Genomic DNA, 24,487 nt, shown 5'->3' on the forward strand with positions numbered 1-24,487 from the left:
TTGTCCCCCGGGTCAGCAGCGCTCGAGAACGGTGGCGACGCCCATGCCGCCGCCGATGCAGAGGGTCACCACGGCGCGGCGCAGGTCGCGGCGCTCCAACTCGTCCAACGCTGTGCCGAGCAACATGGCTCCGGTGGCGCCCAGCGGGTGGCCGAGAGCGATCGCGCCGCCGTTGACGTTCACGCGGTCCGGGTCGAGGCCCAGGTCGCGGACGTACTTGAGGACCACGGCCGCGAACGCCTCGTTGATCTCGAACAGGTCGATGTCGTCGAGGGTCAGCCCGGCGACGGCGAGCGCCTTGTGGGTGGCCGGGATCGGGCCGGTCAGCATGAGCGTCGGGTCGGCGCCGGTGACGGCCGCGCCGACGATCCGGGCGCGCGGGGTGAGGCCGAGGTCCTGCCCGACCTGCTCCGAACCGATCAGCACCAGCGCCGCGCCGTCCACGATGCCGGACGAGTTACCGGCGTGGTGGACGTGCTCGATGGCCTCCAGCCAGTGGAACTTCTGCAACGCGACCGCGTCGAAGCCCGCGGCCGCACCCATGGTGGCGAAGGACGGGGTGAGCCGGGCCAGTGCCTCCCGGGTCGTCTCCGGGCGGGGGTGCTCGTCGACGGTGAGGATGTCCAGCCCGTTGCCGTCGCGGACCGGCACGACCGAGCGGGCGAAGTGCCCACCGGCCCACGCCTTGGCGGCCCGCTCCTGTGACCGCAGCGCGTAGCCGTCCACGTCGTCGCGGGTGAACCCCTCCAGGGTGGCGATCAGGTCGGCGCTGACGCCCTGCGGCACGAACGACGTGGCCAGCGCGGTCTGCGGGTCGGTGGCCCAGGCGGCGCCGTCGGAGCCCATCGGCACCCGGGACATCGACTCGACCCCGCCGGCGAGCAGCAGGTGCTCCCAGCCGGAGCGGATGCGCGCGGCGGCGGAGTTGACCGCCTCCAGCCCGGAGGCGCAGAACCGGTTGAGCTGCACCCCGCCCACCTCGTCGGGCAGCCCGGCCAGCAGCGCGGCGGCCCGCGCCAGGTCGCCGCCCTGCTCGCCGACGGGGGTGACGATGCCGAGCAGCAAGTCCTCCAACCGGCCCACGTCCAGGCCGGGGTTGCGCTCGCGCAGCGCGTCGATCAGGCCGACCACCAGCGAGATCGGCTTGACCCCGTGCAGCGCGCCGGTGTCCCGGCCGCGTCCGCGCGGGGTGCGGACCGCGTCATAGACGTACGCCTCAGAGGGCACGGGCGATCAACTCCTTCATGATCTCGTTGGTGCCGCCGTAGATCTTCTGGACGCGGGCGTCGGCGTACATCCGGGCGATCGGGTACTCCGTCGTGTAGCCGTAACCGCCGAACAGTTGCAGGCACCGGTCGATGACCTCGCACTGCCCGTCGGTGAGCCACGACTTCGCCATCGCGGCCGTGGCGACGTCCAGGTCGCCACGGGTGTGCCGGACGATGCAGTCGTCCAGGAAGACCCGGCTGACCCGGGTGCGGGTGGCGCACTCGGCGAGCACCATCCGGGTGTTCTGGTGCCCCATCAGGGTCTTGCCGAAGGCGGTGCGCTCCTTGGCGTACGCCACGGTCAGCTCGACCGCGCGTTCCATCGCGGCCACCGCGCCGACGCCGATGACCAGCCGTTCCTGCGGAAGTTGCTGCATGAGTTGGATGAAGCCCAGCCCCTCGGCACCGCCGAGCAGGTTGGCCGCCGGCACCCGGAACTCGTCGAAGAACAGCTCGGCGGTGTCGTTGGCGTGCAGCCCGATCTTGGACAGCAGCCGGCCCCGGCGGAAGCCCTCCGGGTCGCCGCCCACCTCGCACACCAGCAGCGAGACGCCGGCTGCCCGCTGCTCGGGGTCGGTCTTCACGGCCACCAGAATCAGGTCGGCCAGGCCGCCGTTGGTGATGAACGTCTTCGCGCCGGTGACCAGGTAGTCGTCGCCGTCGCGGACCGCCCGCGTGCGCATCGCCTGGAGGTCCGAGCCGCCGTCGGGCTCGGTCATCGCGATCGCGCCGACCAGCTCACCGCTGCACAGGCCGGGCAGCCACCGTCGCTTCTGCTCCTCGCTGCCGTACGCGACGAGATAGCCCGTGACGATGCCACTGTGGACGGCCAGCCCGAGGCTGCTCTCCCCGGTGTACGCCTGCTCGTGCAGCAGCACCGCCTCGTGGGTGAAGCCGCCGCCTCCGCCGCCGTACTCCTCGGGGACCGACAGGCCGAGCAACCCCAGCTCACCGGCACGCCGGTAGTGCTCGCGGTCCGGGTGCCCCTGGGCCAGCAGGCGGTCCGTGTGCGGCAGCACCTCCTTGGTGAAGAAGGTGCGGGCCAGGTCGGCGAGGTCGTCGTGCTCAGGTTCGCGCCAGGGCGAGGGGGAGCCATCGAGCGTCGGCATGTGCACCACCCTCGCGCGCTGTTGGCGGCATGTCAATAAGTCTGGATCAGCAGCCGGGCACAGGCTTCCGGGTCGTCCGCGAAGGGCAGATGTCCGCAGCCCGCCAGCGGCACGTGCCGGGCCGCCGGCAGCGCCGCGCGGGCCCGCCGGGCCTGACTGGGGTACGGCAACACGAGATCGCGCGTACCCCAGGCGACCGTCACGGGGATGTCGTCGAGCGCGCCGGCCGTCCCTCGACGGAGCTGCCATCCGGCGAACGCGGCGCGGGCCACCGCGAAGCCGGGCGCGTCAGCCAGTGCCGCCGCCGAGTCGACGCACTCGTCGGGGTCGAGGTGACCCGGGTGGCCGTAGAACAGGCCGCAGAACGCCACCCGCCCGGCCCGGCTCGCCAGCAGCCGGGGCAGTGCCGGCCGCAGCCCGCCAGCCGCCGACCGGGCCCCGCCGACCGCCAGTTGACACCAGCGTCGCCCGACCGGCCCCCAGAACCCGATGGGCGAGAACGCGGTCACCGAGTGGGCCAGCCCGCGTCGCCCCAACTCCAACGCGATGCCGCCACCGAGCGAGTTGCCGGCAACGGCGGGCCGGCGCACGCCCAGCGCGTCCAGGAACGCGGCGACCCGATCGGCCAGGTGCTCCACCGACCCGGGGGCCGCCTGCGCCAGCGGCTCGGGTGGCGTCGGCGGCTTCGGCGGCTTTGATGGCTCCGACGGCTTCGGTGGCTCGGGCCACGGTGGTGAGGCGCCGAAGCCGGGCAGGTCCAGCGCGATCACGTCGCGGTGTCGGGCCACCTCGTCGAGCACCGGTTCCCACACCTGCCACCGACTACCGATGCCGTGGATGAGCACCAGCGGCGGTCCATCACCATGCCGCGAGTGAGCGAGCCAGTCCGGGTCCCCACGGTGCATCCACCCACCCTCACACGCCGGGCTCACATTCAACTCCTGCCGATGGGCGAGGATCGTGCCATGAGTGCCACACCGCCGGCTCTGCTCGACGGAGCCCGGGTCACGATGTTCGCCAATCTGGGACGAGAGCAGTCGCCGACCGGTGCGACGCGCCACTCCGTCGGCAACTTTGCTGACGTGGTTGTACGCCTCGCGATCGCCGGCTACGACGGCGATACCGACCGCTACCTCTTCTACTGCAACCGGAAGTGGGAGGTTGTGGCAGACACGTGTCATCCGACGGAGAGGGAGGCCGTCGCCCAGGCGGAGTTCGAGTTCCGGGGCGTGACGTTTCTGCGAGTGCCGCCGAGCGAACCTGGTGACCCGACGGCGTGAGGCGGCCGTCCCGAGCAGATCCGCGGGTGCGTGAAGGTGGCGCCGCGTGACCTACTCCGGCTCGTCGCCATCGGTAGGGCGCGGTGGGCGGTGCTCGGCGATCCACGCCTCCACGTCGGCGCGCAGCCAGACCGTGGTGCCATGCAGCCGTTGAAACGGCGCGGGGAAGGTCGGATAGCGGATGAGCTGACGCATCCGGGTCCGGCTCACGCCGCCGAGCAACTCCTGTAGCTCGTGCGGGCCGACCAGCGGACCCGGGACCTCACCCATCACTCGACGGTAGGGCGATCAGGAATGCCGAATTGCGTCTACCTACTTGCGCAGCCCGTTCGAGTGGGCGAGGGTAGAGCCACGACAAGAAAGATGACGAGAGGGGCCGGCCGATGGATCAGGCGACGGAGTTGGCATGGCTTCGGGAGCGGGTCGGGGGATTGGAGACGGCGCTGCACTGCGCACGGAGAGAGTTGTTCGATCTCCGTTGTCGGCTGACGTTGATCGGCCGGGTCGTCCAGGACATCGACCGGGTGCAGCGAGCCCCGGGCGTCGCAGTGGGTGCGATCAACGCAGCCCTGTACTCCGAGACGTCCAACCTGCGGCATCTCGGCCGGCACCTGATCCGGCGTCAGCGCGGAATTCAGTGATCAGTTGATGCTCAGCAGCTCAGGAACGGCGCTGATAACTGGTGAGCATCAAGTGATCAAGGTGAGGGTGGCGGCTTGCTAGTTGCGGGCCGACTCACGTCGTGCCGAGGCCGCCAGCCGCTCGGCGAGTGCGACGACGCGGTCGCGGAGCTCGTCCGGGCGTTCGATGACGAACGGCAGGTCGAGCGCGGCGAGCACGCCGGGCAACCAGTCGAGGCTCTCTGCCCGGATCCCCACGTCCTGCCAGCCTTCGTCCGCACCCTCTCGCACCTCGGCGATGCTGGCCGGTAGTCGTCTGCGGATCTGCTCGACTGTTCCTTGTATCCGCAGCGACACCGCATGCTGGTACGGCGCTTGTGCCATCGAGGTGAGAAGGCGCCCGGCCGGATCGTTTCCGGCGGGCGGCTCGAACGAGCCCGGCAGCGGTCTCGCGTCCGCGATGCGGTCGAGTCGAAGGGTGCGGTCCTCGCCGATCTCCGGATCGACCCCGGTGACATACCACCGGCCGGCATGGTTGACCAGCCCGAACGGATGCAGCACGCGGACGCTACGCCTGCCGTCGCCCGAGGTGTAGTGCAGCGAGATCGGCCGGTGATGGCGGACCGCCTCGGCGACGGCGAGTAGTACCTCGGTCTGCGGTGCAGGGAAGTCACCGGGTTCGGCGGTGAAGGCAAGGGACTGGAGTGCGGCGTCCAGCCGGTCCGCGGTCCGCGACGGTAGGACGCGGCGGATCTTCGCGGCGGCTGTTTCGCCCGCCGCGCCTGTTGCCGTCGCCAACCCGGCACGGCGGCCGGCGATCAGGCCGAGTAGGACGGCCAAGGCTTCGTCGTCGCTGAGCATCAGCGGCGGCAGTCGATAGCCGGCGGCGAGCCGATACCCGCCGTAGCGACCGCGCACCGACTCCACCGGCAGGTCCAGGTCGACCAGATGACTCACGTAGCGCCGCACCGTGCGCGGTTCGACACCAAGGCGCTCGGCAAGCTCGGCCATCGTCCGGACGCCGCCGGACTGCAGGAGCTCCAGCAGTGCGAGCACCTGGGCTGTCGGTCGTGCCACGGTCCGAACTTTATCAAAATACTGGACCAAATCTGTCCAGTATTTGCCCTAGCGTGATCTCCACAGACCGGTACCGACCGTACTGAGCAGGGAGAAGACATGGACTTCGTCTCCATCCGCATCATCACCGACGAGATCAACCGCCTGGTCGGCTTCTACGAGAAGATCACCGGCGTGCAGGCGGCCTGGGGCAACGAGGACTTCGCCGAGTTGCGCACCGCCCACGGCACGCTGGCGATCGGCAGCACCCGCACGGTCCCACTGTTCGCGCCAGGCTCCGCCCGCCCGGCCGACAACCACAGCGTCATCATCGAGTTCCTCGTGGAAGACGTGGACGCGCTCTACGAGAGACTGAAAAGCGTGGTGGAGGACTTCGTGAACGAGCCCACGACCATGCCCTGGGGTAACCGAGCCCTGCTCTTCCGCGACCCCGACGGCAACCTGGTTAACTTCTTCACTCCGGTGACCCCCGAGGCGATCGAGAGGTTCCGCCGTTGATCGGTCGGCGCGGCCTCGAGGCCGGCGGCTCCGACAAGACATGGGGGACGTCGATGCCGAAGCTGGCGGCGTGAGCTGCCGATAGGGTCGGGCAGATGAGTGTCGAGACGGCTCCGCGCCGCCGCAGGTTGGAGCCGGACGCCCGGCGCGGGCAGATCCTGGCCTGCGCGGTCCGGCTGTTCGGCGAGCGGCCGTACGCGGACGTGTCGACCACCGACGTCGCCCGGGAGGCGGGTGTCGCCCGGGGCCTGGTCAACCACTACTTCGGCACCAAGAAGGACCTTTACCTGGAGGTCGTCCGGGTCATGGTGACCATCCCCGAGGTTGCCCTGGAACGACTGCCCAAGGGTGACCTGCGGACCCGGGTGGATGCCAGCGTCGCGTGGTTCCTCGACGTGGTGTCGCGGCACAGCACCTCGTGGCTGGCGGCGGTCACCGCCAGGGGGATGGGCGGCGACGCCGACGTGGAACGGGTGCTCGCCGAGGCCGAGGAGGTCGCCGCCGACCGGATGCTCGTCGCCGTCGGGCTGGCCGAGGAGGCCGAGGACCACGAGGAGTTGCGGGGGATGGTCCGGGCGTACTGCGGGCTGGCGACGTCCACCGCCCGGGAGTGGCTCCAGCGCGGGGCGTTGACCCGGCCGCAGGTCCACCTGCTGCTCACCACCACCCTGCTGACCATCGTCGAACAGGTCGTCCCACAGGTCATCGCGGCCAGCGACCCGTCCTGACCGCAGCCGGCGAAGGCTTTTCAGCGACGCCAGAACTGGCGGGGCGCGAACCCGTCCCGTCGCAGCCAGTGCTCGGTATAGACGATCCGTTCCGCCTCGATGACCACGAGGGTGTCCTCGGGCGGCTCGGACAGCGGTCGCCCCCGCTCGGCGTGCTCGTTCTCCCAGCGGAACGCCGACCAGTAGTGCGCACGGTCCGGATCCTCCGGGCCGAGCACCCTGGCCGTTCCGAACAGTTGAGCTCCGCGGCTGCTGGCCAGCCCGACGAGCGGCGCGAAGATGCCGACGGACACGCGCGGGTCGGCAGCGATGTTGCGCATCTTCGGCGAACGCGGCGCGGCGGTGAAGAGCACCGCGAAGCCGAGCGGGTAGTACCGCACCGGCGTGGCCAGCGGCCCGTCCGGACCCGTGGTGGCGAGCACGCACATGTTCTGCGACGACAGTAGGTTGTGAATGCGCTCTTCAAGTCGTTCACGGTCGAGCCGCTTCGCCGGCGTGGGTCCAGCCAGCCACGGATTCGTCAACGGCATGAAACCCTCGCGACCATGGCGAGCACCCGACCCACGTGGCCCCGCCGGGCGGCCACAGGATCGGCGGGGTGCGCTCGCATCGTTGGCGAGCCGCCAACAAGCTGTTACGGTCGGCCGCACCGCCGAGGGAGCCCGCCATGACCGAAAGCGCAGCGACCGCCCGACGTCCCGGTCGGGTGCGGGTGGCGATCATCGGCTCCGGGTTCGGCGGGGTGGCGGTGGCCGCCGCGCTGCGCCGCACCGGCGACGCGGATGTGGTGCTGCTGGAGCGGGCCGACCGGATCGGCGGCGTCTGGCGCGACAACACCTACCCGGGCTGCGCCTGCGACATCCCGGCGCCGCTCTACTCGTACTCCTTCGCGCTGAACCCGGACTGGTCGCGGCGCTTCCCGCCGCACTCGGAGATCCTGGATTACCTGCACCGCTGCGTGACCGAGCTGGGGCTTACCGACAGCGTGCGGTTGCGTACCGAGGTCACCGACGCGTCGTGGGACGAGGCCGGCGCGTGCTGGCGGCTGCGTACCGCCGATGGCGCCGAACTGACGGCGGACGTACTGGTCCCGGCGGTCGGGCAGCTCTCGCGGCCGGTGGTGCCGACGCTCCCGGGCGCGCAGCGGTTCGCCGGGCCGGCGATGCACACGGCCCGGTGGGACCCGACGGTACGACTGGACGGCGCCCGGGTGGCGGTGATCGGCACCGGCGCCAGCGCGGTGCAGTTGGTGCCGGCCATCGCGGGCCGGGCGGCCCGGGTCACCGTCTTCCAGCGCACGCCGCCCTGGACGCTGCCCAAGCCGGACCGCCGGCACGGGCGACTGGGCCGGGCGCTCTACCGGCGGGTGCCGGCGCTGATGCGGGTGCCCCGGGCGGCGTTCTGGTCGCTCACCGTGCTCACCGGGCTGGCCGTGACCGGCAACCGGGTCGCCGCGGCGGTGCTGCGGGGTGTCTCGCGGGCGCAGCGGTGGTGGCAGGTACGCGACCCGGAGTTGCGCGCCCGCGTCACGCCGGTCGAGCCGATGGGCTGCAAGCGGGTGTTGTTCACCAACGACTGGCTGCCCGCCCTGGGTCGGGACGACGTCGAGCTGGTCACCGAGGCGATCGTCGAGGTGACCGAGGACGGCATCCGCACCGCCGACGGCCGGGCCCACCCCTGCGACGTGCTGGTCTACGGCACCGGCTTCGCGGCCACCGACTTCCTGGTGCCGATCAGGGTCACCGGACGCGCCGGCCGTCAGCTCGGCGAGGAGTGGCGCGACGGCGCGTACGCGTACCTCGGGATGGCCGTGCCCGGCTTTCCCAACCTCTTCCTCATGTACGGCCCGAACACGAACACCGGCAACACGTCGGTGATCTACTTCCATGAGGCGCAGGCCCGGCACATCGCGCAGGCGGTGCGCCTGCTCGCCGCCGGTGGCGAACCTCTGGAGGTACGCCCCGAGGTGGCCGCCGACTACGACGCGGAGCTGCAACGCCGGCTCGCCGCAAGCGTGTGGACCGCCTGCCGGAGCTGGTACCGCACGGCCACCGGCCGGATCGTCACCAACTGGCCGGGGATGGCCGCCGAGTACCGCCGCCGTACCGCCCGGCTGGATCCGGCCGACTACGGCCGCGTGACGTGATCGATGCTCAGGCGGCGCGGCGGCCGGTCTGCGCGGCCGGGGCGGCGTAGCGGTCGGCGGCCTGCGCGGGGTACGCCCCGGAGTGCACCACCCGCAGTGGCCGTTCGGTCTCGTCCGCGCCGAACCTCCAGCGCGACGGCGTCGGCTGACGCTGTGGCGCGGGTCCGCCGGGGCGCAGCCCGGGCCGGGACAGCAGGGCGGTGATCAGGTAGCCGACCACCAGGAACCCGTGGCTGACCAGGCGTTCCCCCTCCACCGAGCCGGTGGCGAGGTCGTTGACCGAGAGCAGCAGGAGCGTGCCGACGAACGCGCTGAGCATCGGCAGGAGACCCGCCGGAGGGCTGCGGCGTACCGCCACGAAGAGGAAGCCGGCCCCGACCGCCACGTTCCAGGCGGCCGACTCGTGCCACAGGTGCTGGCCGGCGGCGTGCACGTGGTCCGCGCTCGCTCCCCGGCCCACCTGGGCCAGGCCGAGCACGAGCTGGACCGCGCCGAGCAGCCCGAGCGCCGCGCGCAGCCCGACGACCAACCCGGCGCGGCCGGGCAGGCGGGGTCGCCAGCGCGACCGGCCAGCCGGCGGCGTGTCACCGGCGTCGGCAACCGCGTCGCCAGCGGCGCTGCCACCGACGGCGGCCAGGATCGCGTCGGTCCGGTCGGGCACCTCGGTGACCAATCGGGTACGAACGCGGCGCGTCACCGCGACCGCCGCCGCGAACCAGGCCCGGCACTGGGCGCACTCGTCCAGGTGCCCCTGCGCCGCCGCCCCTTCGGCGGCGGTCTCCTCCCCGTCCAACTGCGCGGACAGGACCTCCCGCCACTGCTCACACCCCATGTGTGGGTAGTCGGTCCGCAGGCCGCTCCGGTTCCCGGCGACCGTCACGCGTTGTGGAATACTCGCCGGATCATGACGCGCTACGGCCTGCTGATCCTGCCCGCCACCAACCGGGTGTACGCCCGCTCCGCCATCGACCTCACCCGGGCCGAGCTGGAGATCTTCGGCCGGTCGGCGCTCGACGGCCGGATCGGCGAGCTGGACACGGAGGTCGTCGGCGGGGCGACCTACGTCACGTTCAGCGGTGACGGGCTGACCGAACGGGACCTGGCCGTCCTGGGCAACCTCTCCGCCGGGTACGCGCTGTTCGAGATCGTCGGCGACCTGCTGCGCCCGGTCGAGTGGAGCCGGCTGGACCGCTACGACGACGATCTGCTCACCATCCAGAAGTACCCCGGCAAGACCAACGAGCAGTTCACCAAGCTACTGCTCAACGTCACCCTGCTCGCGTCGGACTGGGCCGGCGAGCTGACCAGCCGCCGGTTCCGGGTGCTCGACCCCCTCTGCGGTCGCGGCACCACCCTCAACCAGGCGCTGATGTACGGCTTCGACGCCGCCGGGATCGAGCGCGACCAGAAGGACGTCGAGGCGTACCGCGCGTTCGTCACGACCTGGCTGAAGCAGAAGCGGGTCAAGCACCGGGTGCTGGAGTCGGGGCCGGTGCGGCGGGAGCGCAAGGTGGTCGGCCGGCGGGTGCGCATCGAGTTGGCGCCGACCCGCGAGGAGCACAAGGCCGGCCAGACGCAGTTGCTCGACGTCGTCAACGCCGACACCACCCGCGCGGGGGAGTTCTTCCGGCCGGAGACCGTCGACCTGGTGGTCGCCGACGCGCCGTACGGCGTGCAGCACGGCAGCCGTACCGCCGATCAGGGTCTGACGCGTGACCCGCTGGCGCTGCTCGCGGACGCCGCGCCGGTCTGGGCCCGGCTGCTGCGCCCCGGCGGGGCGCTGGGCATCTCGTGGAACACCCACGTCGCCAGCCGCGACGACGCGGCGGCGGCCCTGGCCGACGCCGGTCTGACCGTTGTCGACGCGGAGCCCTACCGCGCGCTGCGGCACCGGGTGGACCAGTCGATCATGCGCGACGTGCTGGTGGCCCGCCGCCCGGCCTGACCGGCCGCCCATCCCCTTCGGGCCCTTTGCTCTGCTTCAACCGGCGCAACAGTGTCGGTGCCTCGCTGTCGCCTCCGTTGAAGCAGAGCAAAGGGTGGACAGCCACCCCTCGTCTCCCCGGCTGACGCGCCTCTGTGCCGCATTTCACCTGTTCATGGGCAGGTGTGAAAACCGCGTCAAGAAAAGGTTCGCCGCCGTCATGGTCGCGTTATGACCCCTGCCGTCCGGCGGGTGGTGGGGCTTTGATTGCCCGGCGCGACCGGAAGGCGGTCGCGACGAACCTTTCCGGTTAGAGGAGTCAGCGTGTCTGACGTGGTGTTCGTGGTCCTCACGGTGGCGCTGTTCGCAGTGCTCGCCCTGGTGGTCCGGGCGGTGGAGAAGCTGTGAACGCGGTCAACGCCGTCGGTCTGGTGCTCGCGATCGTCCTGGGCGCGTTCCTGGTGTTCGCCCTGCTGTTTCCGGAGCGCTTCTGATGACCATGACAACAGCGGGCGTCATCTTCGTGCTGACGCTGGTGGCGGCCCTGGTCGCCGTCTACAAGCCGTTCGGTGACTACATGTTCCGGGCGGTCTCCGGGACGAAGCAGTCGCGAATCGAGCGGGGGATCTACCGCCTGGTCGGGGTCAACCCGGCCGCCGAGCAGACCTGGGGCGTGTACGCCCGCAGCGTGCTCGCGTTCTCCGCGGTCTCGATCCTGTTCCTGTACCTGTTCCAGCGGGTGCAGAACCACCTGTGGCTGTCGCTGGGCTTCGATCCGGTGGTGCCGCACGGCGCGTGGAACACGGCCGTGTCGTTCGTGACCAACACCAACTGGCAGTCGTACTCGGGTGAGTCGACGATGGGCCACCTGGTGCAGATGGCCGGTCTCGCCGTGCAGAACTTCGTCTCGGCGGCGGTCGGCATCGCGGTGGCGGTCGCGCTGGTACGCGGCTTCGCCCGCAGTCGCACCGGGCAACTCGGCAACTTCTGGGTCGACCTGACGCGGATCGTGCTGCGCATCCTGGTGCCGATCGCGGTCCTCGGGGCCATCGTGTTGATGATCGGCGGGGTGGTGCAGAACCTCTCCGGCGGCACCGACGTGAGCACGCTGACCGGCGGCACCCAGACCATCACCGGCGGCCCGGTCGCGAGCCAGGAAGTGATCAAGGAGCTGGGCACCAACGGTGGCGGCTTCTACAACGTCAACAGCGCCCACCCGTTCGAGAACCCCACGACCTGGACGAACTGGTTGCAGATCTTCCTGATCCTGCTGATCCCGTTCAGCCTGCCCCGGGTGTTCGGCCGGATGGTCGGGCAGAACCGGCAGGGTTACGCCATCGCCGCGGTGATGGGCATCCTCGCGTTCCTCAGCGTCGCCATCACCAACATCTTCGAGCTGGCCGGCCACGGCACGGTCCCGCAGGCGGTCGGTGCGGCGATGGAGGGCAAGGAGGTGCGGTTCGACGTGTCGAACTCGGCCACCTTCGCCGCCGCCACCACGCTCACCTCGACCGGAGCGGTCAACTCGTTCCACGACTCGTTCACCTCGCTCGGCGGCATGATGACGATGGTCAACATGATGCTCGGCGAGGTCGCGCCCGGCGGCACCGGTTCGGGCCTCTACGGCCTGCTCATCCTCGCGGTGATCACGGTGTTCATCGCCGGCCTGATGGTCGGCCGCACCCCGGAGTACCTGGGCAAGAAGATCGGGTCGCGGGAGATCAAGTTCGCCTCGCTGTACTTCCTGATCACGCCGATCCTGGTGCTGGTCGGCACGGCGGCGGCGTTCGCCACCGGCAACAACTCGACGGCGCTCAACGTCGGCCCGCACGGCCTCTCCGAGGTGCTGTACGCGTTCACCTCGGCCAGCAACAACAACGGTTCCGCCTTCGCCGGCATCACGGTGAACACCACCTGGTGGGACACCGCGTTGGGGCTGTGCATGCTGCTGGGCCGGTTCCTGCCGCTCATCTTCGTGCTCGCGCTGGCCGGCTCGCTGGCCCGCCAGGCACCCACCCCCGCGTCCGAGGGCACCCTGCCGACCCATCGACCGCTGTTCATCGGCATGGTCGTCGGCGTCACGGTGGTTCTCGTCGCGCTGACCTTCCTGCCCGCGCTCGCGCTCGGCCCGCTGGCAGAAGGGCTCTGACCATCATGAGGAACGAGGACATGTCCGTCACGTCCGCCCCGACAGAGCAACTGCCAGGCACCCCGGCAACGCAGGGCAACCGGGTCGGCGGGGGCCTGCTCGACCCCCAGCAACTCATCCGGTCCCTGCCGGACGCCGTACGCAAGCTCAACCCGACCACCCTGTGGCGCAACCCGGTGATGCTGATCGTGGAGATCGGCGCGGCCTTCACCACCGTCCTGGCGGTGACCGACCCGTCGGTGTTCGCCTGGGCGATCACCATCTGGCTCTGGCTGACCGTGATCTTCGCCAACCTGGCCGAGGCGGTCGCCGAGGGCCGGGGCAAGGCCCAGGCCGCCGCGTTGCGACAGGCCAAGCAGGACACCATCGCCACCCGGCTGGTCGACTGGAAGCCGGGCGCGCGGGCCAACACCTACCGCGACGAGGCGGTGCCCGCGCCGCAGCTGCGCCAGGGCGACATCGTGCTGGTCGAGGCGGGCGGCATCATTCCCGGCGACGGCGACATCGTGGAGGGCATCGCGAGCGTCGACGAGTCGGCCATCACCGGCGAGTCGGCCCCGGTCATCCGGGAGTCCGGCGGGGACCGCAGCGCGGTCACCGGCGGCACGAAGGTGCTCTCCGACCGGATCATCGTGAAGATCACCCAGAAGCCGGGGGAGAGCTTCATCGACCGGATGATCGCCCTGGTCGAGGGCGCCAACCGGCAGAAGACGCCGAACGAGATCGCGCTGAACATCCTGCTCGCCGCGCTCACGATCATCTTCCTGCTGGCCGTGGTCACCCTTCAGCCGCTGGCGATCTTCTCCAAGGCGTACCAGGCGGCCGCGCCGGACAGCGGGGCGATCACCGGTTCCGGTGTCACCGGTGTCGTGCTGGTCTCGCTGCTGGTCTGCCTGATCCCCACCACCATCGGCGCGCTGCTGTCGGCCATCGGCATCGCCGGTATGGACCGGCTGGTGCAGCGCAACGTGCTGGCCATGAGCGGCCGGGCCGTCGAGGCGGCCGGCGACGTCAACACCCTGCTGCTGGACAAGACCGGCACCATCACGCTGGGCAACCGGCAGGCCGCCGAGTTCGTCCCGGTCGAGGGGGTCGACGCGGCGTCCCTGGCCGACGCCGCGCAACTGTCCAGCCTGGCCGACGAGACCCCGGAGGGGCGCTCGGTCGTCGTCCTGGCGAAGAACGAGTTCGGGCTGCGCGAGCGCGAGCCGGGCGTGATGCCGCACGCCACGTTCGTGCCGTTCACCGCGCAGACCCGGATGAGCGGCGTCGACCTGACCCCGGACGCCAGCGTCGACGGCGGCGCGTCGGGCACGGCCCGCCGGGTCCGCAAGGGCGCCGCCGCCGCGGTCATGAAGTGGGTACGGGAGAACGGCGGCCACCCGACCGAGCAGGTCGGCGAGATCGTGGACGGAATCAGCAGCACCGGCGGTACGCCGCTGGTCGTCGCCGAGCACGTCGACGGTGAGCCGGCCCGCGCCCTGGGCGTCATCCACCTCAAGGACGTCGTCAAGTCCGGCATGCGGGAGCGGTTCGACGAGATGCGCCGGATGGGCATCCGTACCGTGATGATCACCGGCGACAACCCGCGTACCGCGAAGGCCATCGCCGACGAGGCCGGGGTGGACGACTTCCTGGCCGAGGCGACGCCGGAGGACAAGCTCGCGTTGATCAAGCGGGAGCAGGAGGGTGGCCGGCTGGTCGCGATGACCGGTGACGGCACCAACGACGCGCCGGCGCTCGCGCAGGCCGACGTCGGGGTGGCCATGAACACCGGCACGTCGGCCGCCAAGGAGGCCGGCAACATGGTCGACCTCGACTCCGACCCGACCAAGCTGATCGAGATCGTGGAGATCGGCAAGCAGTTGCTGATCACGCGTGGGGCGCTGACCACGTTCAGCATCTCCAACGACATCGCGAAGTACTTCGCGATCATCCCGGCCATGTTCGCCGGCCTCTACCCGAGCCTGGACGCCCTGAACATCATGCGGCTGGCCAGCCCGGAGTCGGCGATCCTGTCCGCGGTCATCTTCAACGCCCTGGTGATCATCGCGCTGATCCCGCTCGCCCTGCGCGGCGTGCGGTACCGGCCGGCCGCCGCGTCGAAGCTGCTCAGCCGCAACCTGCTGGTGTACGGGCTGGGCGGCATCATCGTGCCGTTCATCGGGATCAAGCTCATCGACCTGCTCATCCAGTTCATTCCGGGGATTTCGTGATGCGCCTACCCACCTGGCTCGCCCAACACCTCGCCGCCCTGCGTGCCCTGCTCGTCTTCACGGTGCTGCTCGGGCTGGTCTACCCGCTGGCCCTGGTCGCGCTCGGTCAGCTGCCCGGCCTCAACCACAAGGCCGACGGCTCGCTGATCACCGTGGGCGGCAACACCGTCGGCAGCTCGCTGATCGGCCAGTCCTTCACCGACGCGGACGGCAACCCCGTCCCGCGCTACTTCCAGTCTCGCCCGTCGGCCGCCGGTGACGGCTACGACCCGACGTCCACCTCGGCCAGCAACCTCGGGCCGGAGAGCGTGGTCGACACCGTGGCCACCGACCCGGAGGAGTCCAGCGAGAGCCTGCTCACCCAGGTCTGCGGGCGCAGCAAGGCCGTCGGCGAGCTGAACGGCGTCGACGGCCGCCGCCCCTACTGCACCGACGACGGGGTGGGCGCGGTGCTCGCGGTGTTCCGTGCCGACGGTCTGACCGGCCCGGTCACCCGGGTGGTCAGTGTCAACCAGGTCGCCCCGGCCACACCGTTCGTCACCTCGTACCAGGGGGTGACGGTGGAGCTGGCCCAGCCTGGCGAGGACTACGTCGCGGCCGGCGGGGTCATCACCCCGATCCGGGGCGACGCGCCGGCCGACCCGGCGGTGCCCGCCGACGCGGTCACCGCCAGCGGCAGCGGCCTCGACCCGCAGATGAGTCCCGCGTACGCCGAGCTGCAGGTGAACCGGGTCGCGCGGGAGCGCGGCGCGGACCCGGCGGCGGTCCGCAAGCTGGTCAAGGAGCACACCGACGGGCGTGGGCTCGGGTTCATGGGTGAGCCCGGAGTCAACGTGCTGGAGCTCAACATCGCCCTCGACCGGCAGTTCGCCGCGCGCTGAGCACCCCCGCGGGCGGGGCCGTGCCGACCGGGCACGGCTCCGCCCGCGACTTTGACCAGGGAGGATGGTTCTCGTGCCACGCGGAGAACTACGCATCTATCTGGGGGCCGCTCCCGGCGTCGGCAAGACGTACGCCATGTTGGAGGAGGCCCAGCGGCGGGCCGCGCGGGGCTCCGACGTGGTGATCGGTTTCGTGGAGACCCACGGCCGCCCGCACACCGCCGCGATGCTCGGCGACCTGGAGCAGGTGCCCCGCCGCGCGATGACCTACCGGGGCGCCGAGTTCACCGAGATGGACGTGGACGCCGTGCTGGCCCGCCGGCCGGAGATCGCGGTGGTCGACGAGCTGGCGCACACCAACGTGCCCGGTTCCCGCCACGGCAAGCGCTGGCAGGACGTCCAGGAGCTGCTCGACGCGGGGATCGACGTGCTGTCCACGGTCAACGTGCAGCACCTGGAATCGGTGAACGACGTCGTCGCGCAGATCACCGGCACCACCCAGCGGGAGACCGTGCCCGACGAGATCGTCCGCGCCGCCGAGCAGGTCGAACTGGTCGACATGACCCCGGAGGCGCTGCGCCGCCGGATGGCGCACGGCAACATCTACCGCCCCGACAAGATCGACGCGGCGCTGGGCAACTACTTCCGGGTCGGCAACCTCACCGCGCTGCGCGAGCTGGCGCTGCTCTGGCTGGCCGACAAGGTCGACGAGCAGCTCGACCGCTACCGCAGCCAGCAGGGCATCGCCGCCACCTGGGAGGCCCGCGAACGCGTCGTGGTGGCGCTGACCGGCGGCCCGGAGGGCGAGACGCTGATCCGCCGGGCGGCCCGGGTCGCGGCTCGCAGCAAGGGCGCCGACCTGCTCGCCGTGCACGTGGCCCGCAGCGACGGTCTGGCCGGCGCCGATCCGGCCCAGCTGGCCCGCCAGCGGGTGCTCGTCGAGAGCCTCGGCGGCACGTACCACCAGGTGCTCGGCACCGACGTGCCGGCCGCGCTGCTCGACTTCGCCCAGGGCGTGAACGCCACCCAGCTGGTGCTCGGGGCCAGCCGGCGGGGCCGCCTCGCGCAGATCTTCGCCCGGGGCGTCGGGGTGACCACCACCGCGCTCTCCGGCTCGATCGACGTGCACCTGGTCACCCACAAGCAGGCTGGCAAGGGCCGTCGGGCGGCGGCCGTGCCGGCGGCGCTGTCCCGCCGCCGCCGGCTGCTCGGCTTCGGCCTGGCCGTGCTCGGCATGCCGCTGCTCACCCTGCTGCTTGAGGCCCTGCCCGACCTGACGCTGACCAACGACATTCTGCTGTTCCTCGCCGGGGTCGTCGGGGTCGCGCTGGTCGGCGGGGTGTGGCCGGCGCTGATCGCCGCGCTCGGTGGGTCGCTGCTGCTCAACTGGTTCTTCACCCCGCCGTACCGCACGCTGACCATCGCCGAGGCCGACAACCTGCTCGCCCTGGCCGTCTTCGTCGGTGTGGCGCTTGCCGTGAGCTGGATCGTCGACGTGGCCGCCCGGCGTACGCGGGAGGCCGCGCGGGCTGCCGCCGACGCGCAGACCCTCGCCGCCGTCGCCAGTGGCGTGCTGCGCGGCGAGCGCCCCCTGCCCGCCCTGCTGGACCAGCTCCGGGAGACCTTCGGGCTGCGCGCGGTGAGCGTGCTGGAGCTGGCCGAGGAGGCGAGCGGCCGCCCCGACCGGTCCCGCGAGGAGCACGCCTGGTGCGTCGTCGCCAGCGTCGGCGACCAGCCCGCCTGCACGCCCGACGGCGGCGAGACGGCAGTACCCGTCGACGACCGGATCACCGTCGTGCTCAGCGGCCGGCGCCTGGAGGCGGCCGACCGGCGGATCGTCGAGGCGTTCGCCGCCCAGGCCGCCGTCGCGCTGCGCCAGGAACGGCTCGCCGAGGAGGCCGCCACCGCCCGGCCGCTCGCCGCCGCCGACCGGATGCGCACCGCGCTGCTCGCCGCGGTGAGCCACGACCTGCGTACGCCGCTGGCCTCGGCCAAGGCGGCCGTGACCAGCCTGCGCAGCCACGACATCGAGTTCGACGAGGCCGACCGCGAGGAGCTGCTGGAGACCGCCGAGGAGTCGCTGGACCGGCTCGCCCGGCTGGTCGGCAACCTGCTGGACATGAGCCGCCTCCAGGCCGGCGTGCTGGGCATCTCCGCCACCGCGATCGGCCTGGAGGACGCCGTACCCCTGGCGTTGGACGAACTTGGCCCGGCGGCCGCGACTGTCGCCACGGACATCCCGGCCGACCTGCCCGCGGCCACCGCCGACCCGGGCCTGCTGGAACGGGTGCTCGTCAACGTCATCGCCAACGCGCTGCGCTACAGCCCGCCCGACCAGCCGCCCACCGTCACCGCGAGCGCGCACGCCGGCCAGGTGGAGCTGCGGGTCATCGACCGGGGGCCGGGCATCCCGGAGGACCAGTGGGAGCACGTCTTCCTGCCGTTCCAACGCCTCGGCGACCGGGACAACCAGACCGGCGTCGGCCTCGGGCTCGCCCTGTCCCGGGGCCTGGCCGAGGCGATGGGTGGCAGCATCACCCCCGAGACCACGCCCGGCGGTGGGCTCACCATGGTGCTGCGGCTGCCCGCCGCCGCGCAGAGCAGCTCGGAGGAGCCGCAGGAATGACGCGCATCCTGGTCGTCGACGACGAACCGCAGATCCTGCGGGCCCTGCGGATCAACCTGCGTGCCCGCCGGTACGACGTGGACGTCGCCGCGACCGGGGCCGCCGCGTTGAAGGCCGCCGCCAGCCACCCACCCGACCTCGTGGTCCTCGACCTCGGCCTGCCCGACATCGACGGCGTCGAGGTGATCCGCGGCCTGCGCGGCTGGACCGCCGTGCCGATCATCGTGCTCTCCGGCCGGGCCGGCAGCGAGGACAAGGTCGCCGCGCTCGACGCGGGCGCGGACGACTACGTCACCAAGCCCTTCGGGGTGGAGGAGCTGCTGGCCCGCATCCGCGCGGTGACCCGGCGGCTCGGCGCGCCCAGCGAGGCCGTGCCGGCGCTGCGGATCGGCCGGCACACCGTCGACCTGGCCGACCACCGCGTGTGGCGCGACGACGACACCGAGGTCAAACTCACCCCCACGCAGTGGAGCGTGCTGGAGAAGCTGCTGCGCCACCCCGGCAAACTGGTCAGCCAGCGCCAGCTCCTCCAGGACGTGTGGGGGCCGGAATACCAGAACGAGACCAACTACCTGCGGCAGTACCTGGCCCAGCTGCGACGCAAGCTGGAGGACGACCCCGCTCGGCCCCGCCACCTCATCACCGAGCCGGGGATGGGCTACCGCTACCGCCCCTGACCCGTTGACACCCGCCGGCAGAGATTGAAGAATTTCGTTCGCAGCGGCAGCGGCGTGCTTCTGTAACCGTCCCCCTCCGGTTACCCCTCGGGAGCCTGCCGTGTCCCTGCCCCTGTCCCGTCGCCGGCTGCTGACCACCGGCGGCGCCGGCCTCGTCCTGGCCGGTCTCACCGACCCGTTCCGCGCCGGCCCCGCACGAGCCGCCGTCACCACCGCCGACCTGGTCGTCTACGGCGCCACCTCCGGCGGGCTGGCCGCCGCGATCACCATGCGCCGGCTCGGCCGCACCGCAGTGGTGGTGGAGCCCACCAGCCACGTCGGCGGGCTGAGCACCGCCGGGCTGGGCGCCACCGACACCGGCGTCCAGCCGGGGTGAGCTTCACCGTCGGGCGCGAGTCCAACGACACGTACGGCGAGACGATCAACAGGGTGCAGTCCGGCAACACCCACCAGTTCGCCTACCCCGTCGACCCGTACGTGACGGCCGGCTCGCCCGCGAGCGGCCTGTTGCCGGGCATCTCCGCCGCGCCGCTCGCCCCGCGGGGCAGCGCCGACGACCGGATCCAGGCGTACTGCTTCCGGATGTGCCTGACCCAGGCGGCCAACCGGATCCCGTTCGGCTGGGAGGACGACCCCGCTCGGCCCCGCCACCTCATCACCGAGCCGGGGATGGGCTACCGGCACGTCGTACGCAGTACCGGGTCACGTGTCCGCGTGACCGGCCGAACCGGCCGCGGCCGGGGCTGCCGACGACGCGCAGGTCGGACTCCCGGTCCGCGTGGTCGATGAGCACCTGTCCGGCGTACCCCTGGGTGGTCACCAGTCGAACCGTGACGTCCCGAGGGATGCCGCCCATCGTCGCGTCGAAGACGCCGCGCGGGTAGACCAGGGCGGCCCGGTCGCATTCGTCCTGCCAGCGCCAGGTCAGCGTGCCGGGCCGCCACGTGGGTGCGAAGACCCACGCGCGTACGGCGTCCACCTGCGCGCCCTCGCGGCGGGCGAGCTGGACGGCCCGACGCAGCGCCTGCATTCCGGCGAACGACCGGTCGACGCCGACGACGATCCGGTGGGCAACGGCGGGGCGGCTCATGCGGCGGGCACCGCCCACACCGGGGCGTCGTCGTGCCGGTCGGCCGGCGCGGCCAGGTCGAGCGCGCGGAGGATGTAGTTGGCCTCGGCCACCTCCACTCCGGCACGCAGGCGCAGATCGGCCACGGCGCGGTGCAGCACGGTGATGCTGTCGGCGGAGAGGCGGACCACGGCGTCGACGTCGGCGGCGATCCACCACGCCGCGACGGCACACGGCTCGTGCCGCAGGTACTCCACCAGGTGGCTGCCGGGCGCGGACGGGCCGAGCCGGACGCTGACCAGCGCCTCGTGCCGGCGTTCGGGCGCGCCCGCGGCGGCGGCTGCCCGGCCGGCCGCGATGGACGCGGGTTTCGGGCCCGGGGCCGGCTCGATCGGGTCGGTGTCGGGTGGCAGGTTCCCGCGTTCCCAGCGTGTCATCCGCCAAGGACTCATGGACCCATCGTCACCGCCCGTCGGCCGCCCAGCGCCCGTCGATACGCCGTTTCGACGGGCCAGCGCCGATTCTTGACGCGCCGTTCACGCGGTGTCCCGGCCTGGAGTGCCGGTCCCGGCCTGGAGGACCGGTGTCGGGCACGCCGGCGCGGCGAGTAACGTGCCAGACGGACCAAGATCGGCGTACGAGGAGGCTCGGTGCAGACGACGACGGTGGACATCCCGACCGGCGATGGGATCGCGGACGCAAGCCTCACCCGCCCGGACGGGGACGGCCCGTTTCCGGCGGTGCTGCTGTTCATGGACGCCTTCGGGCCTCGGCCCCGCCTCGTGGAGATGGCGGAGCGGATCGCCGAACGCGGCTACCTGGTGCTGACGCCGCACCTGTTCTACCGGGCCGGCCGGGCGCCGCTGTTCGACCTGTCCCGACTCGGTGAGGCGGACCAGCGCGGCGCGCTCTTCGAGAAGATCATGCCGCTGGTCGGCGCGTTGACCCCCGACGTGATCAGCCGGGACAGCGCCGCGTACCTCGACTACCTGGCCGCCCGCGACGACGTCCGGCCGGGCCCGGTCGCCATCACCGGCTACTGCATGGGCGGCACCAACGCGCTCCGGGCCATCGAGGCGCACCCGGACCGGATCACCGCGATGGCGAGCTTCCACGGCGGGCGGATCGTCACCGACGCGCCGGACAGCCCACACCTGGGCGTCGGCTCGATCACCGGCGAGGTGTACTTCGGCCACGCCGACGCCGACCAGTCCATGACGCCCGAGCAGATCGCCACGCTGGAGAAGGCGCTCGACGCCGCCGGGGTGCGCTACCGCTCCGAGGTGTACGCGGGCGCGCACCACGGCTACACCATGGCCGACACCCCGGCGTACGACGAGCAGGCCGCCGAGCGGCACTGGGCGGCCCTGTTCGACCTGCTGGACCGCACCCTGCCGGCGAGCTGACGCGGCCTACCCGCCGCCCGGGTGGGCATGCCTACCCGCGGCGCAGCAGCACCGGGCCGGCGTCGATGCGGGTGCGGAACAGCGCGTACGGCTTGCGTCGCAGGTCCTGGCCCCGCTGGTACCGCGGCTGCCGGTGCAGTTGGTTGGCGGTCACGTAGAGGTGCCCGTCGGCGGCCACCGACATGGTGTCCGGCCAGAGCAGCCGCGGGTCGTGCACCAGCGTCTCGTACTCGCCGTCCGGCAGTCGACGCAGCACCGCGTTGTGCTCGTACGCGGTGAGGTAGAGCCGCCCGGCGTCGTCGCTCTCCAACCCGTCCGACGCGGTGCCCTTGTCGCCCTCGTCGACCACGGTCGCGGCGACCGCCTCCTGGGTGGCCGACGGGTCGGCCAGCGCCTCGGTGGAGACGCTGTGCAGGCGTCGGGACGCCAGCGGGCAGTAGTAGAGCCGGGTGCCGTCGGCGGAGATGGCGATGCCGTCGGAGCCCATGCCCACCGGCTTCGGCGGCCCGTCGGCCGGCCGTTCCAGGAACGGCCGGCCCTCGACCACCGGACGGAACGACGTCAGTGGCTCCGCCTTGGTGGACGGGTGGTCGTGCAGCCGCCGCCAGGAGGCCCCGCTGGCCAGGTCCACCACGATGATCCCGTTCGGCCCGGCGAACGCGGAGTCGGTGATGTAGGCGACCCCCGACTCGCCCCGCCGCAGGTCGAAACGGATGTCGTTGAGGTACGTCGTCGGCAGCGCCACGTCCGCCGGAAAGGTGATCACCTGGGCGACCGTGTCGGTGTCCAGGTCGATCCGGACCAGCTTCGGGCCGCCCGGCTTTGTGGGCTGGAACATCGGGCTGCCGGTGTCCAGCACCCAGAGCCGGTCGGCCGGGTCCACCACGATGCTCTGCACCGACACGAACGCGCCCGCGTCGTCGTCGCCGGACGGGTCGTTCCACGCCTGGTCGGGGTAGGGCACCTCCCGACCGTCGCGCACCTCGACGACGGTGGCCGGCACCTCGTCACCCCACTTGGGGAAGTTGACGAAGATCCGGCCCCGGTGCGAGACGCTCACCCCGGTCGGCATCGGCCCGGTGAACGTGTGTACCAGCTCCAGCTCGCCGAGCGGCTCGTCGCCGACCGGCCCGTTCATGACGTCCACCCCACGGTGCTCATCGGCTCGCTCCCCACCGGTCGGCTGTCACCGCACTCGGGTGCGGTTGTTCCCGCCCGGGCGTCCGACATGCCTCCGATCAGCTCACTGGTGCGCCGGCCCTCGCGGCGGGCAGACCGGGCACCGGGACGTCCACCGCGAGCAGCGCGCCGTCCTGCGGGCCCGCCGCGTCCAGCCCCACGCGGGCGGTGCCGATGAAGAGTCGCCGCAGGTCGGGGCCGCCCAGGCAGATGCCGGCCGGTTGCCTGGCCGGCAGTCGGATCTCCCGGTCGAGGGTGCCGTCGGGCCGGTAGCGGCGTACCGCGGAGCCGCCCCACAGCGCGATCCAGAGGTGGCCGGCCGCGTCGAGCGTCATGCCGTCCGGGCCGCCGTCGGCGGGGGACAGCCGCAGGAACGGCTCCCGCCCGCGCAGGGCGCCGGTGGCGGGGTCGACGGTGAACCGGTCGATCTCGCCGCGGGGCGTGTCGGCCAGGTACATGGTGGTGCCGGTCGCGTCGAACGCCGGCCCGTTCGGGATGGTCAGCCCGGTCACCGCGGGGACCGGCTCGGCGCCCGGGGCGAGGCGGAACAACGTGCCGCCGCCCGGCGCCATCGCGTACGTCATGCTGCCGGCCCAGAAACGGCCGTGCGGGTCGGCGACCGCGTCGTTCATCCGGGTCGGCTCGGGCGCGTCGTCGACCAGCTCGGCGAGCGGTCGGGGATCGCCGGTGGCGGGGAGCAGGGTGACGCCGGTCCCGGCGGCGGCTAGCCATTCGCCCGGTCGGTCGACTACCGGGGCGACCGCGCCGAGCGGCACGTCCAGGCGGCGCAGCTCCCGCAGCGGGGTCGGGGCGTCGCCGTCGGTCTCCAACAGTCGCCCGGCGAGCAGGTCGACCAGGACCAGCCGGTCGTCGACCCAGCGCAGGCCCTCACCCAACTCCAGCCGGTCGGTGCTCCAGACGGTCGGCTCGGTCAGCTCCATGGTGCTCCTTAAAAGGATCGTCAGCGGACCGTACCGCCGGGGCCGTGGTCGAGCAGCGCCAACTCAGCCCGGTCGGGCAGGCCCTCCCAGTCGCCCCGGGCGGCGACCGCTGGCGGCCACCGCCACGATTACAGTTCCGCCATGGACGACACCACTCGCGGCATACGGATCAGACGCGGTGGCCCGGCTGACGCAGCCGCCGTACTGACCATGCTCGACTCCGCGGTGACCTGGATGAACGCGCGGGGCAACACCGAGCAGTGGGGCACGACACCGTTCTCGGAGAAGCGCGGCGGGGTCGAGCTGGTCGATCGGTACCTGACCGAGAACCTTCCGTACATCGCGGAACTGGACGGAACGCCAGCCGGCGCTCTGGTGTTGGATTCCGGGCCTCATCCGCAGACACCGATCACTCCCGCGGAAGAGCCCGAGCGGTACGTCCGGCTCCTGGTCTCCGACCGACGATTCGTCGGTCGACACCTCGGGTCGGCCCTGCTGGCGCACGCCGTGCAGGAAACCCGGCGAGCCGGCGTGCGGTTGCTCCGGGTCGACTGCTGGGCGGGCGGTGGCGGCGAGTTGGTGGCCTTCTACGAACGCCACGGGTTCACCCGCACCGAGACCTTCCGCGCGGGAGCCTGGCCGGGGCAGGTGCTGGCCCAGCGGGTCGACTGACCGGCACGTCGCCGGCCCCCG

General features: G+C 72.0%; 26 protein-coding genes. 15 read left to right on the plus strand and 11 right to left on the minus strand.

The genetic code is table 11. The features are described 5' to 3' along the window. Nucleotides 1–12 precede the first annotated feature (12 nt). The 3 genes from ACFYPH_RS27030 to ACFYPH_RS27040 are packed head-to-tail and all read right to left on the minus strand — an operon-like array spanning nt 13 to nt 3,282. On the minus strand, nt 13–1,227 hold the full coding sequence (locus tag ACFYPH_RS27030) for an acetyl-CoA C-acetyltransferase (RefSeq protein ID WP_355066645.1): 1,215 nt from the start codon (nt 1,225–1,227) through the stop codon (nt 13–15). Next, nucleotides 1,217–2,377: an acyl-CoA dehydrogenase family protein gene (locus tag ACFYPH_RS27035; protein WP_354855561.1), complete on the minus strand. Its 1,161-nt coding sequence runs from the start codon at nt 2,375–2,377 to the stop codon at nt 1,217–1,219. Before ACFYPH_RS27035 ends, ACFYPH_RS27030 begins: the two co-directional genes overlap by 11 nt. Before the next feature lie 32 nt (nt 2,378–2,409). Next, a complete protein-coding gene (locus ACFYPH_RS27040) occupies nt 2,410–3,282 on the minus strand; it encodes an alpha/beta fold hydrolase (protein ID WP_355066644.1) in 873 nt (290 codons plus the stop codon). A 60-nt stretch (nt 3,283–3,342) separates the two neighbouring features. On the opposite strand from ACFYPH_RS27040, the gene ACFYPH_RS27045 reads away from it, so the two are divergent. Then, nucleotides 3,343–3,657, plus strand: coding sequence for a hypothetical protein (locus ACFYPH_RS27045; RefSeq protein WP_355066643.1), 315 nt, complete (start codon nt 3,343–3,345; stop codon nt 3,655–3,657). 51 nt (nt 3,658–3,708) lie between these two features. On the opposite strand, the gene ACFYPH_RS27050 is transcribed toward ACFYPH_RS27045, so the two are convergent. Next, a complete protein-coding gene (locus ACFYPH_RS27050; RefSeq protein WP_354855564.1) occupies nt 3,709–3,927 on the minus strand; it encodes a hypothetical protein in 219 nt (72 codons plus the stop codon). A gap of 113 nt (nt 3,928–4,040) precedes the next feature. On the opposite strand from ACFYPH_RS27050, the gene ACFYPH_RS27055 reads away from it, so the two are divergent. After that, nucleotides 4,041–4,298, plus strand: a complete 258-nt coding sequence (locus ACFYPH_RS27055) for a hypothetical protein (protein WP_355066642.1) — start codon at nt 4,041–4,043, stop codon at nt 4,296–4,298. Between the two features lie 78 nt (nt 4,299–4,376). On the opposite strand, the gene ACFYPH_RS27060 is transcribed toward ACFYPH_RS27055, so the two are convergent. Further along, entirely contained in the window at nt 4,377–5,333 is a 957-nt protein-coding gene (locus tag ACFYPH_RS27060; protein ID WP_355066641.1) for a YafY family protein, read from the minus strand. A 120-nt stretch (nt 5,334–5,453) separates the two neighbouring features. On the opposite strand from ACFYPH_RS27060, the gene ACFYPH_RS27065 reads away from it, so the two are divergent. Further along, a complete protein-coding gene (locus ACFYPH_RS27065) occupies nt 5,454–5,852 on the plus strand; it encodes a VOC family protein (protein WP_355066640.1) in 399 nt (132 codons plus the stop codon). A gap of 95 nt (nt 5,853–5,947) precedes the next feature. Further along, complete coding sequence (locus ACFYPH_RS27070; protein WP_355066639.1) at nt 5,948–6,580, plus strand: TetR/AcrR family transcriptional regulator; 633 nt, start codon at nt 5,948–5,950, stop codon at nt 6,578–6,580. A 20-nt stretch (nt 6,581–6,600) separates the two neighbouring features. On the opposite strand, the gene ACFYPH_RS27075 is transcribed toward ACFYPH_RS27070, so the two are convergent. Beyond that, the gene (locus tag ACFYPH_RS27075; protein WP_355066638.1) at nt 6,601–7,110 is read right to left on the minus strand and encodes a pyridoxamine 5'-phosphate oxidase family protein; all 510 of its coding nucleotides are present in this window, start codon (nt 7,108–7,110) and stop codon (nt 6,601–6,603) included. Nucleotides 7,111–7,247: 137 nt separating this feature from the next. Between ACFYPH_RS27075 and ACFYPH_RS27080 the strand changes: the two genes are divergently transcribed. After that, nucleotides 7,248–8,726 carry a flavin-containing monooxygenase gene (locus tag ACFYPH_RS27080; RefSeq protein WP_387185664.1) on the plus strand — a complete coding sequence of 493 codons (1,479 nt, stop codon included), beginning with the start codon at nt 7,248–7,250 and terminating at the stop codon, nt 8,724–8,726. A gap of 7 nt (nt 8,727–8,733) precedes the next feature. On the opposite strand, the gene ACFYPH_RS27085 is transcribed toward ACFYPH_RS27080, so the two are convergent. Further along, nucleotides 8,734–9,558 carry a zf-HC2 domain-containing protein gene (locus ACFYPH_RS27085; RefSeq protein WP_387185784.1) on the minus strand — a complete coding sequence of 275 codons (825 nt, stop codon included), beginning with the start codon at nt 9,556–9,558 and terminating at the stop codon, nt 8,734–8,736. Nucleotides 9,559–9,630: 72 nt separating this feature from the next. Between ACFYPH_RS27085 and ACFYPH_RS27090 the strand changes: the two genes are divergently transcribed. The 8 genes from ACFYPH_RS27090 to ACFYPH_RS27125 all read left to right on the plus strand — a co-directional run bounded on the left by ACFYPH_RS27090 (nt 9,631) and on the right by ACFYPH_RS27125 (nt 19,575). Next, complete coding sequence (locus ACFYPH_RS27090) at nt 9,631–10,671, plus strand: TRM11 family SAM-dependent methyltransferase (RefSeq protein WP_387185668.1); 1,041 nt, start codon at nt 9,631–9,633, stop codon at nt 10,669–10,671. A 383-nt stretch (nt 10,672–11,054) separates the two neighbouring features. Then, entirely contained in the window at nt 11,055–11,144 is a 90-nt protein-coding gene (gene kdpF / locus ACFYPH_RS27095; RefSeq protein ID WP_036390805.1) for a K(+)-transporting ATPase subunit F, read from the plus strand. Then, the gene (kdpA, locus tag ACFYPH_RS27100; RefSeq protein ID WP_354855571.1) at nt 11,144–12,799 is read left to right on the plus strand and encodes a potassium-transporting ATPase subunit KdpA; all 1,656 of its coding nucleotides are present in this window, start codon (nt 11,144–11,146) and stop codon (nt 12,797–12,799) included. The genes kdpF and kdpA overlap by 1 nt, the downstream gene beginning before the upstream one ends. Nucleotides 12,800–12,819: 20 nt before the next feature. Next, nucleotides 12,820–15,015: a potassium-transporting ATPase subunit KdpB gene (gene kdpB, locus ACFYPH_RS27105; protein WP_387185672.1), complete on the plus strand. Its 2,196-nt coding sequence runs from the start codon at nt 12,820–12,822 to the stop codon at nt 15,013–15,015. Beyond that, nucleotides 15,015–15,896 (plus strand): potassium-transporting ATPase subunit C, encoded by an 882-nt coding sequence (locus ACFYPH_RS27110; protein ID WP_387185675.1) that lies wholly within the window; start codon nt 15,015–15,017, stop codon nt 15,894–15,896. The genes kdpB and ACFYPH_RS27110 overlap by 1 nt, the downstream gene beginning before the upstream one ends. Nucleotides 15,897–15,969: 73 nt before the next feature. Beyond that, on the plus strand, nt 15,970–18,522 hold the full coding sequence (locus tag ACFYPH_RS27115; protein WP_387185678.1) for a DUF4118 domain-containing protein: 2,553 nt from the start codon (nt 15,970–15,972) through the stop codon (nt 18,520–18,522). Then, nucleotides 18,519–19,199 (plus strand): response regulator, encoded by a 681-nt coding sequence (locus tag ACFYPH_RS27120; RefSeq protein WP_354855575.1) that lies wholly within the window; start codon nt 18,519–18,521, stop codon nt 19,197–19,199. Before ACFYPH_RS27115 ends, ACFYPH_RS27120 begins: the two co-directional genes overlap by 4 nt. Before the next feature lie 100 nt (nt 19,200–19,299). Next, nucleotides 19,300–19,575: an FAD-dependent oxidoreductase gene (locus ACFYPH_RS27125; protein WP_355066631.1), complete on the plus strand. Its 276-nt coding sequence runs from the start codon at nt 19,300–19,302 to the stop codon at nt 19,573–19,575. 279 nt (nt 19,576–19,854) lie between these two features. On the opposite strand, the gene ACFYPH_RS27130 is transcribed toward ACFYPH_RS27125, so the two are convergent. Next, the gene (locus ACFYPH_RS27130; RefSeq protein ID WP_387185682.1) at nt 19,855–20,289 is read right to left on the minus strand and encodes a universal stress protein; all 435 of its coding nucleotides are present in this window, start codon (nt 20,287–20,289) and stop codon (nt 19,855–19,857) included. Beyond that, nucleotides 20,286–20,720, minus strand: a complete 435-nt coding sequence (locus ACFYPH_RS27135; protein WP_387185685.1) for a hypothetical protein — start codon at nt 20,718–20,720, stop codon at nt 20,286–20,288. The genes ACFYPH_RS27130 and ACFYPH_RS27135 overlap by 4 nt, the downstream gene beginning before the upstream one ends. Nucleotides 20,721–20,918: 198 nt before the next feature. Between ACFYPH_RS27135 and ACFYPH_RS27140 the strand changes: the two genes are divergently transcribed. Beyond that, nucleotides 20,919–21,674: a dienelactone hydrolase family protein gene (locus ACFYPH_RS27140; protein WP_387185688.1), complete on the plus strand. Its 756-nt coding sequence runs from the start codon at nt 20,919–20,921 to the stop codon at nt 21,672–21,674. 31 nt (nt 21,675–21,705) lie between these two features. Here ACFYPH_RS27140 and ACFYPH_RS27145 read toward each other — a convergent pair whose 3' ends face one another. Then, nucleotides 21,706–22,812: an L-dopachrome tautomerase-related protein gene (locus ACFYPH_RS27145; RefSeq protein ID WP_355066628.1), complete on the minus strand. Its 1,107-nt coding sequence runs from the start codon at nt 22,810–22,812 to the stop codon at nt 21,706–21,708. Between the two features lie 100 nt (nt 22,813–22,912). Next, nucleotides 22,913–23,794, minus strand: coding sequence for an SMP-30/gluconolactonase/LRE family protein (locus ACFYPH_RS27150; protein WP_387185692.1), 882 nt, complete (start codon nt 23,792–23,794; stop codon nt 22,913–22,915). A gap of 141 nt (nt 23,795–23,935) precedes the next feature. On the opposite strand from ACFYPH_RS27150, the gene ACFYPH_RS27155 reads away from it, so the two are divergent. Continuing rightward, a complete protein-coding gene (locus tag ACFYPH_RS27155) occupies nt 23,936–24,466 on the plus strand; it encodes a GNAT family N-acetyltransferase (RefSeq protein WP_387185695.1) in 531 nt (176 codons plus the stop codon). Nucleotides 24,467–24,487 lie beyond the last annotated feature (21 nt).

The organism is Micromonospora sp. NPDC005252 (genome assembly GCF_042872475.1).
Classification (GTDB): Bacteria; Actinomycetota; Actinomycetes; order Mycobacteriales; family Micromonosporaceae; genus Micromonospora.

Coding starts and splice junctions, on each gene's coding strand:
- ACFYPH_RS27035 (WP_354855561.1), bottom strand. CDS start 2,377: ATGCCGACGCTCGATGGCTCCCCCTCGCCCTGGCGCGAACCTGAGCAC.
- ACFYPH_RS27040 (WP_355066644.1), bottom strand. CDS start 3,282: ATGCACCGTGGGGACCCGGACTGGCTCGCTCACTCGCGGCATGGTGAT.
- ACFYPH_RS27045 (WP_355066643.1), top strand. CDS start 3,343: ATGAGTGCCACACCGCCGGCTCTGCTCGACGGAGCCCGGGTCACGATG.
- ACFYPH_RS27050 (WP_354855564.1), bottom strand. CDS start 3,927: ATGGGTGAGGTCCCGGGTCCGCTGGTCGGCCCGCACGAGCTACAGGAG.
- ACFYPH_RS27055 (WP_355066642.1), top strand. CDS start 4,041: ATGGATCAGGCGACGGAGTTGGCATGGCTTCGGGAGCGGGTCGGGGGA.
- ACFYPH_RS27065 (WP_355066640.1), top strand. CDS start 5,454: ATGGACTTCGTCTCCATCCGCATCATCACCGACGAGATCAACCGCCTG.
- ACFYPH_RS27070 (WP_355066639.1), top strand. CDS start 5,948: ATGAGTGTCGAGACGGCTCCGCGCCGCCGCAGGTTGGAGCCGGACGCC.
- ACFYPH_RS27075 (WP_355066638.1), bottom strand. CDS start 7,110: ATGCCGTTGACGAATCCGTGGCTGGCTGGACCCACGCCGGCGAAGCGG.
- ACFYPH_RS27080 (WP_387185664.1), top strand. CDS start 7,248: ATGACCGAAAGCGCAGCGACCGCCCGACGTCCCGGTCGGGTGCGGGTG.
- ACFYPH_RS27085 (WP_387185784.1), bottom strand. CDS start 9,558: ATGGGGTGTGAGCAGTGGCGGGAGGTCCTGTCCGCGCAGTTGGACGGG.
- ACFYPH_RS27090 (WP_387185668.1), top strand. CDS start 9,631: ATGACGCGCTACGGCCTGCTGATCCTGCCCGCCACCAACCGGGTGTAC.
- kdpA (WP_354855571.1), top strand. CDS start 11,144: ATGACCATGACAACAGCGGGCGTCATCTTCGTGCTGACGCTGGTGGCG.
- kdpB (WP_387185672.1), top strand. CDS start 12,820: ATGTCCGTCACGTCCGCCCCGACAGAGCAACTGCCAGGCACCCCGGCA.
- ACFYPH_RS27110 (WP_387185675.1), top strand. CDS start 15,015: ATGCGCCTACCCACCTGGCTCGCCCAACACCTCGCCGCCCTGCGTGCC.
- ACFYPH_RS27120 (WP_354855575.1), top strand. CDS start 18,519: ATGACGCGCATCCTGGTCGTCGACGACGAACCGCAGATCCTGCGGGCC.
- ACFYPH_RS27130 (WP_387185682.1), bottom strand. CDS start 20,289: ATGAGCCGCCCCGCCGTTGCCCACCGGATCGTCGTCGGCGTCGACCGG.
- ACFYPH_RS27135 (WP_387185685.1), bottom strand. CDS start 20,720: ATGAGTCCTTGGCGGATGACACGCTGGGAACGCGGGAACCTGCCACCC.
- ACFYPH_RS27145 (WP_355066628.1), bottom strand. CDS start 22,812: ATGAACGGGCCGGTCGGCGACGAGCCGCTCGGCGAGCTGGAGCTGGTA.
- ACFYPH_RS27150 (WP_387185692.1), bottom strand. CDS start 23,794: ATGGAGCTGACCGAGCCGACCGTCTGGAGCACCGACCGGCTGGAGTTG.
- ACFYPH_RS27155 (WP_387185695.1), top strand. CDS start 23,936: ATGGACGACACCACTCGCGGCATACGGATCAGACGCGGTGGCCCGGCT.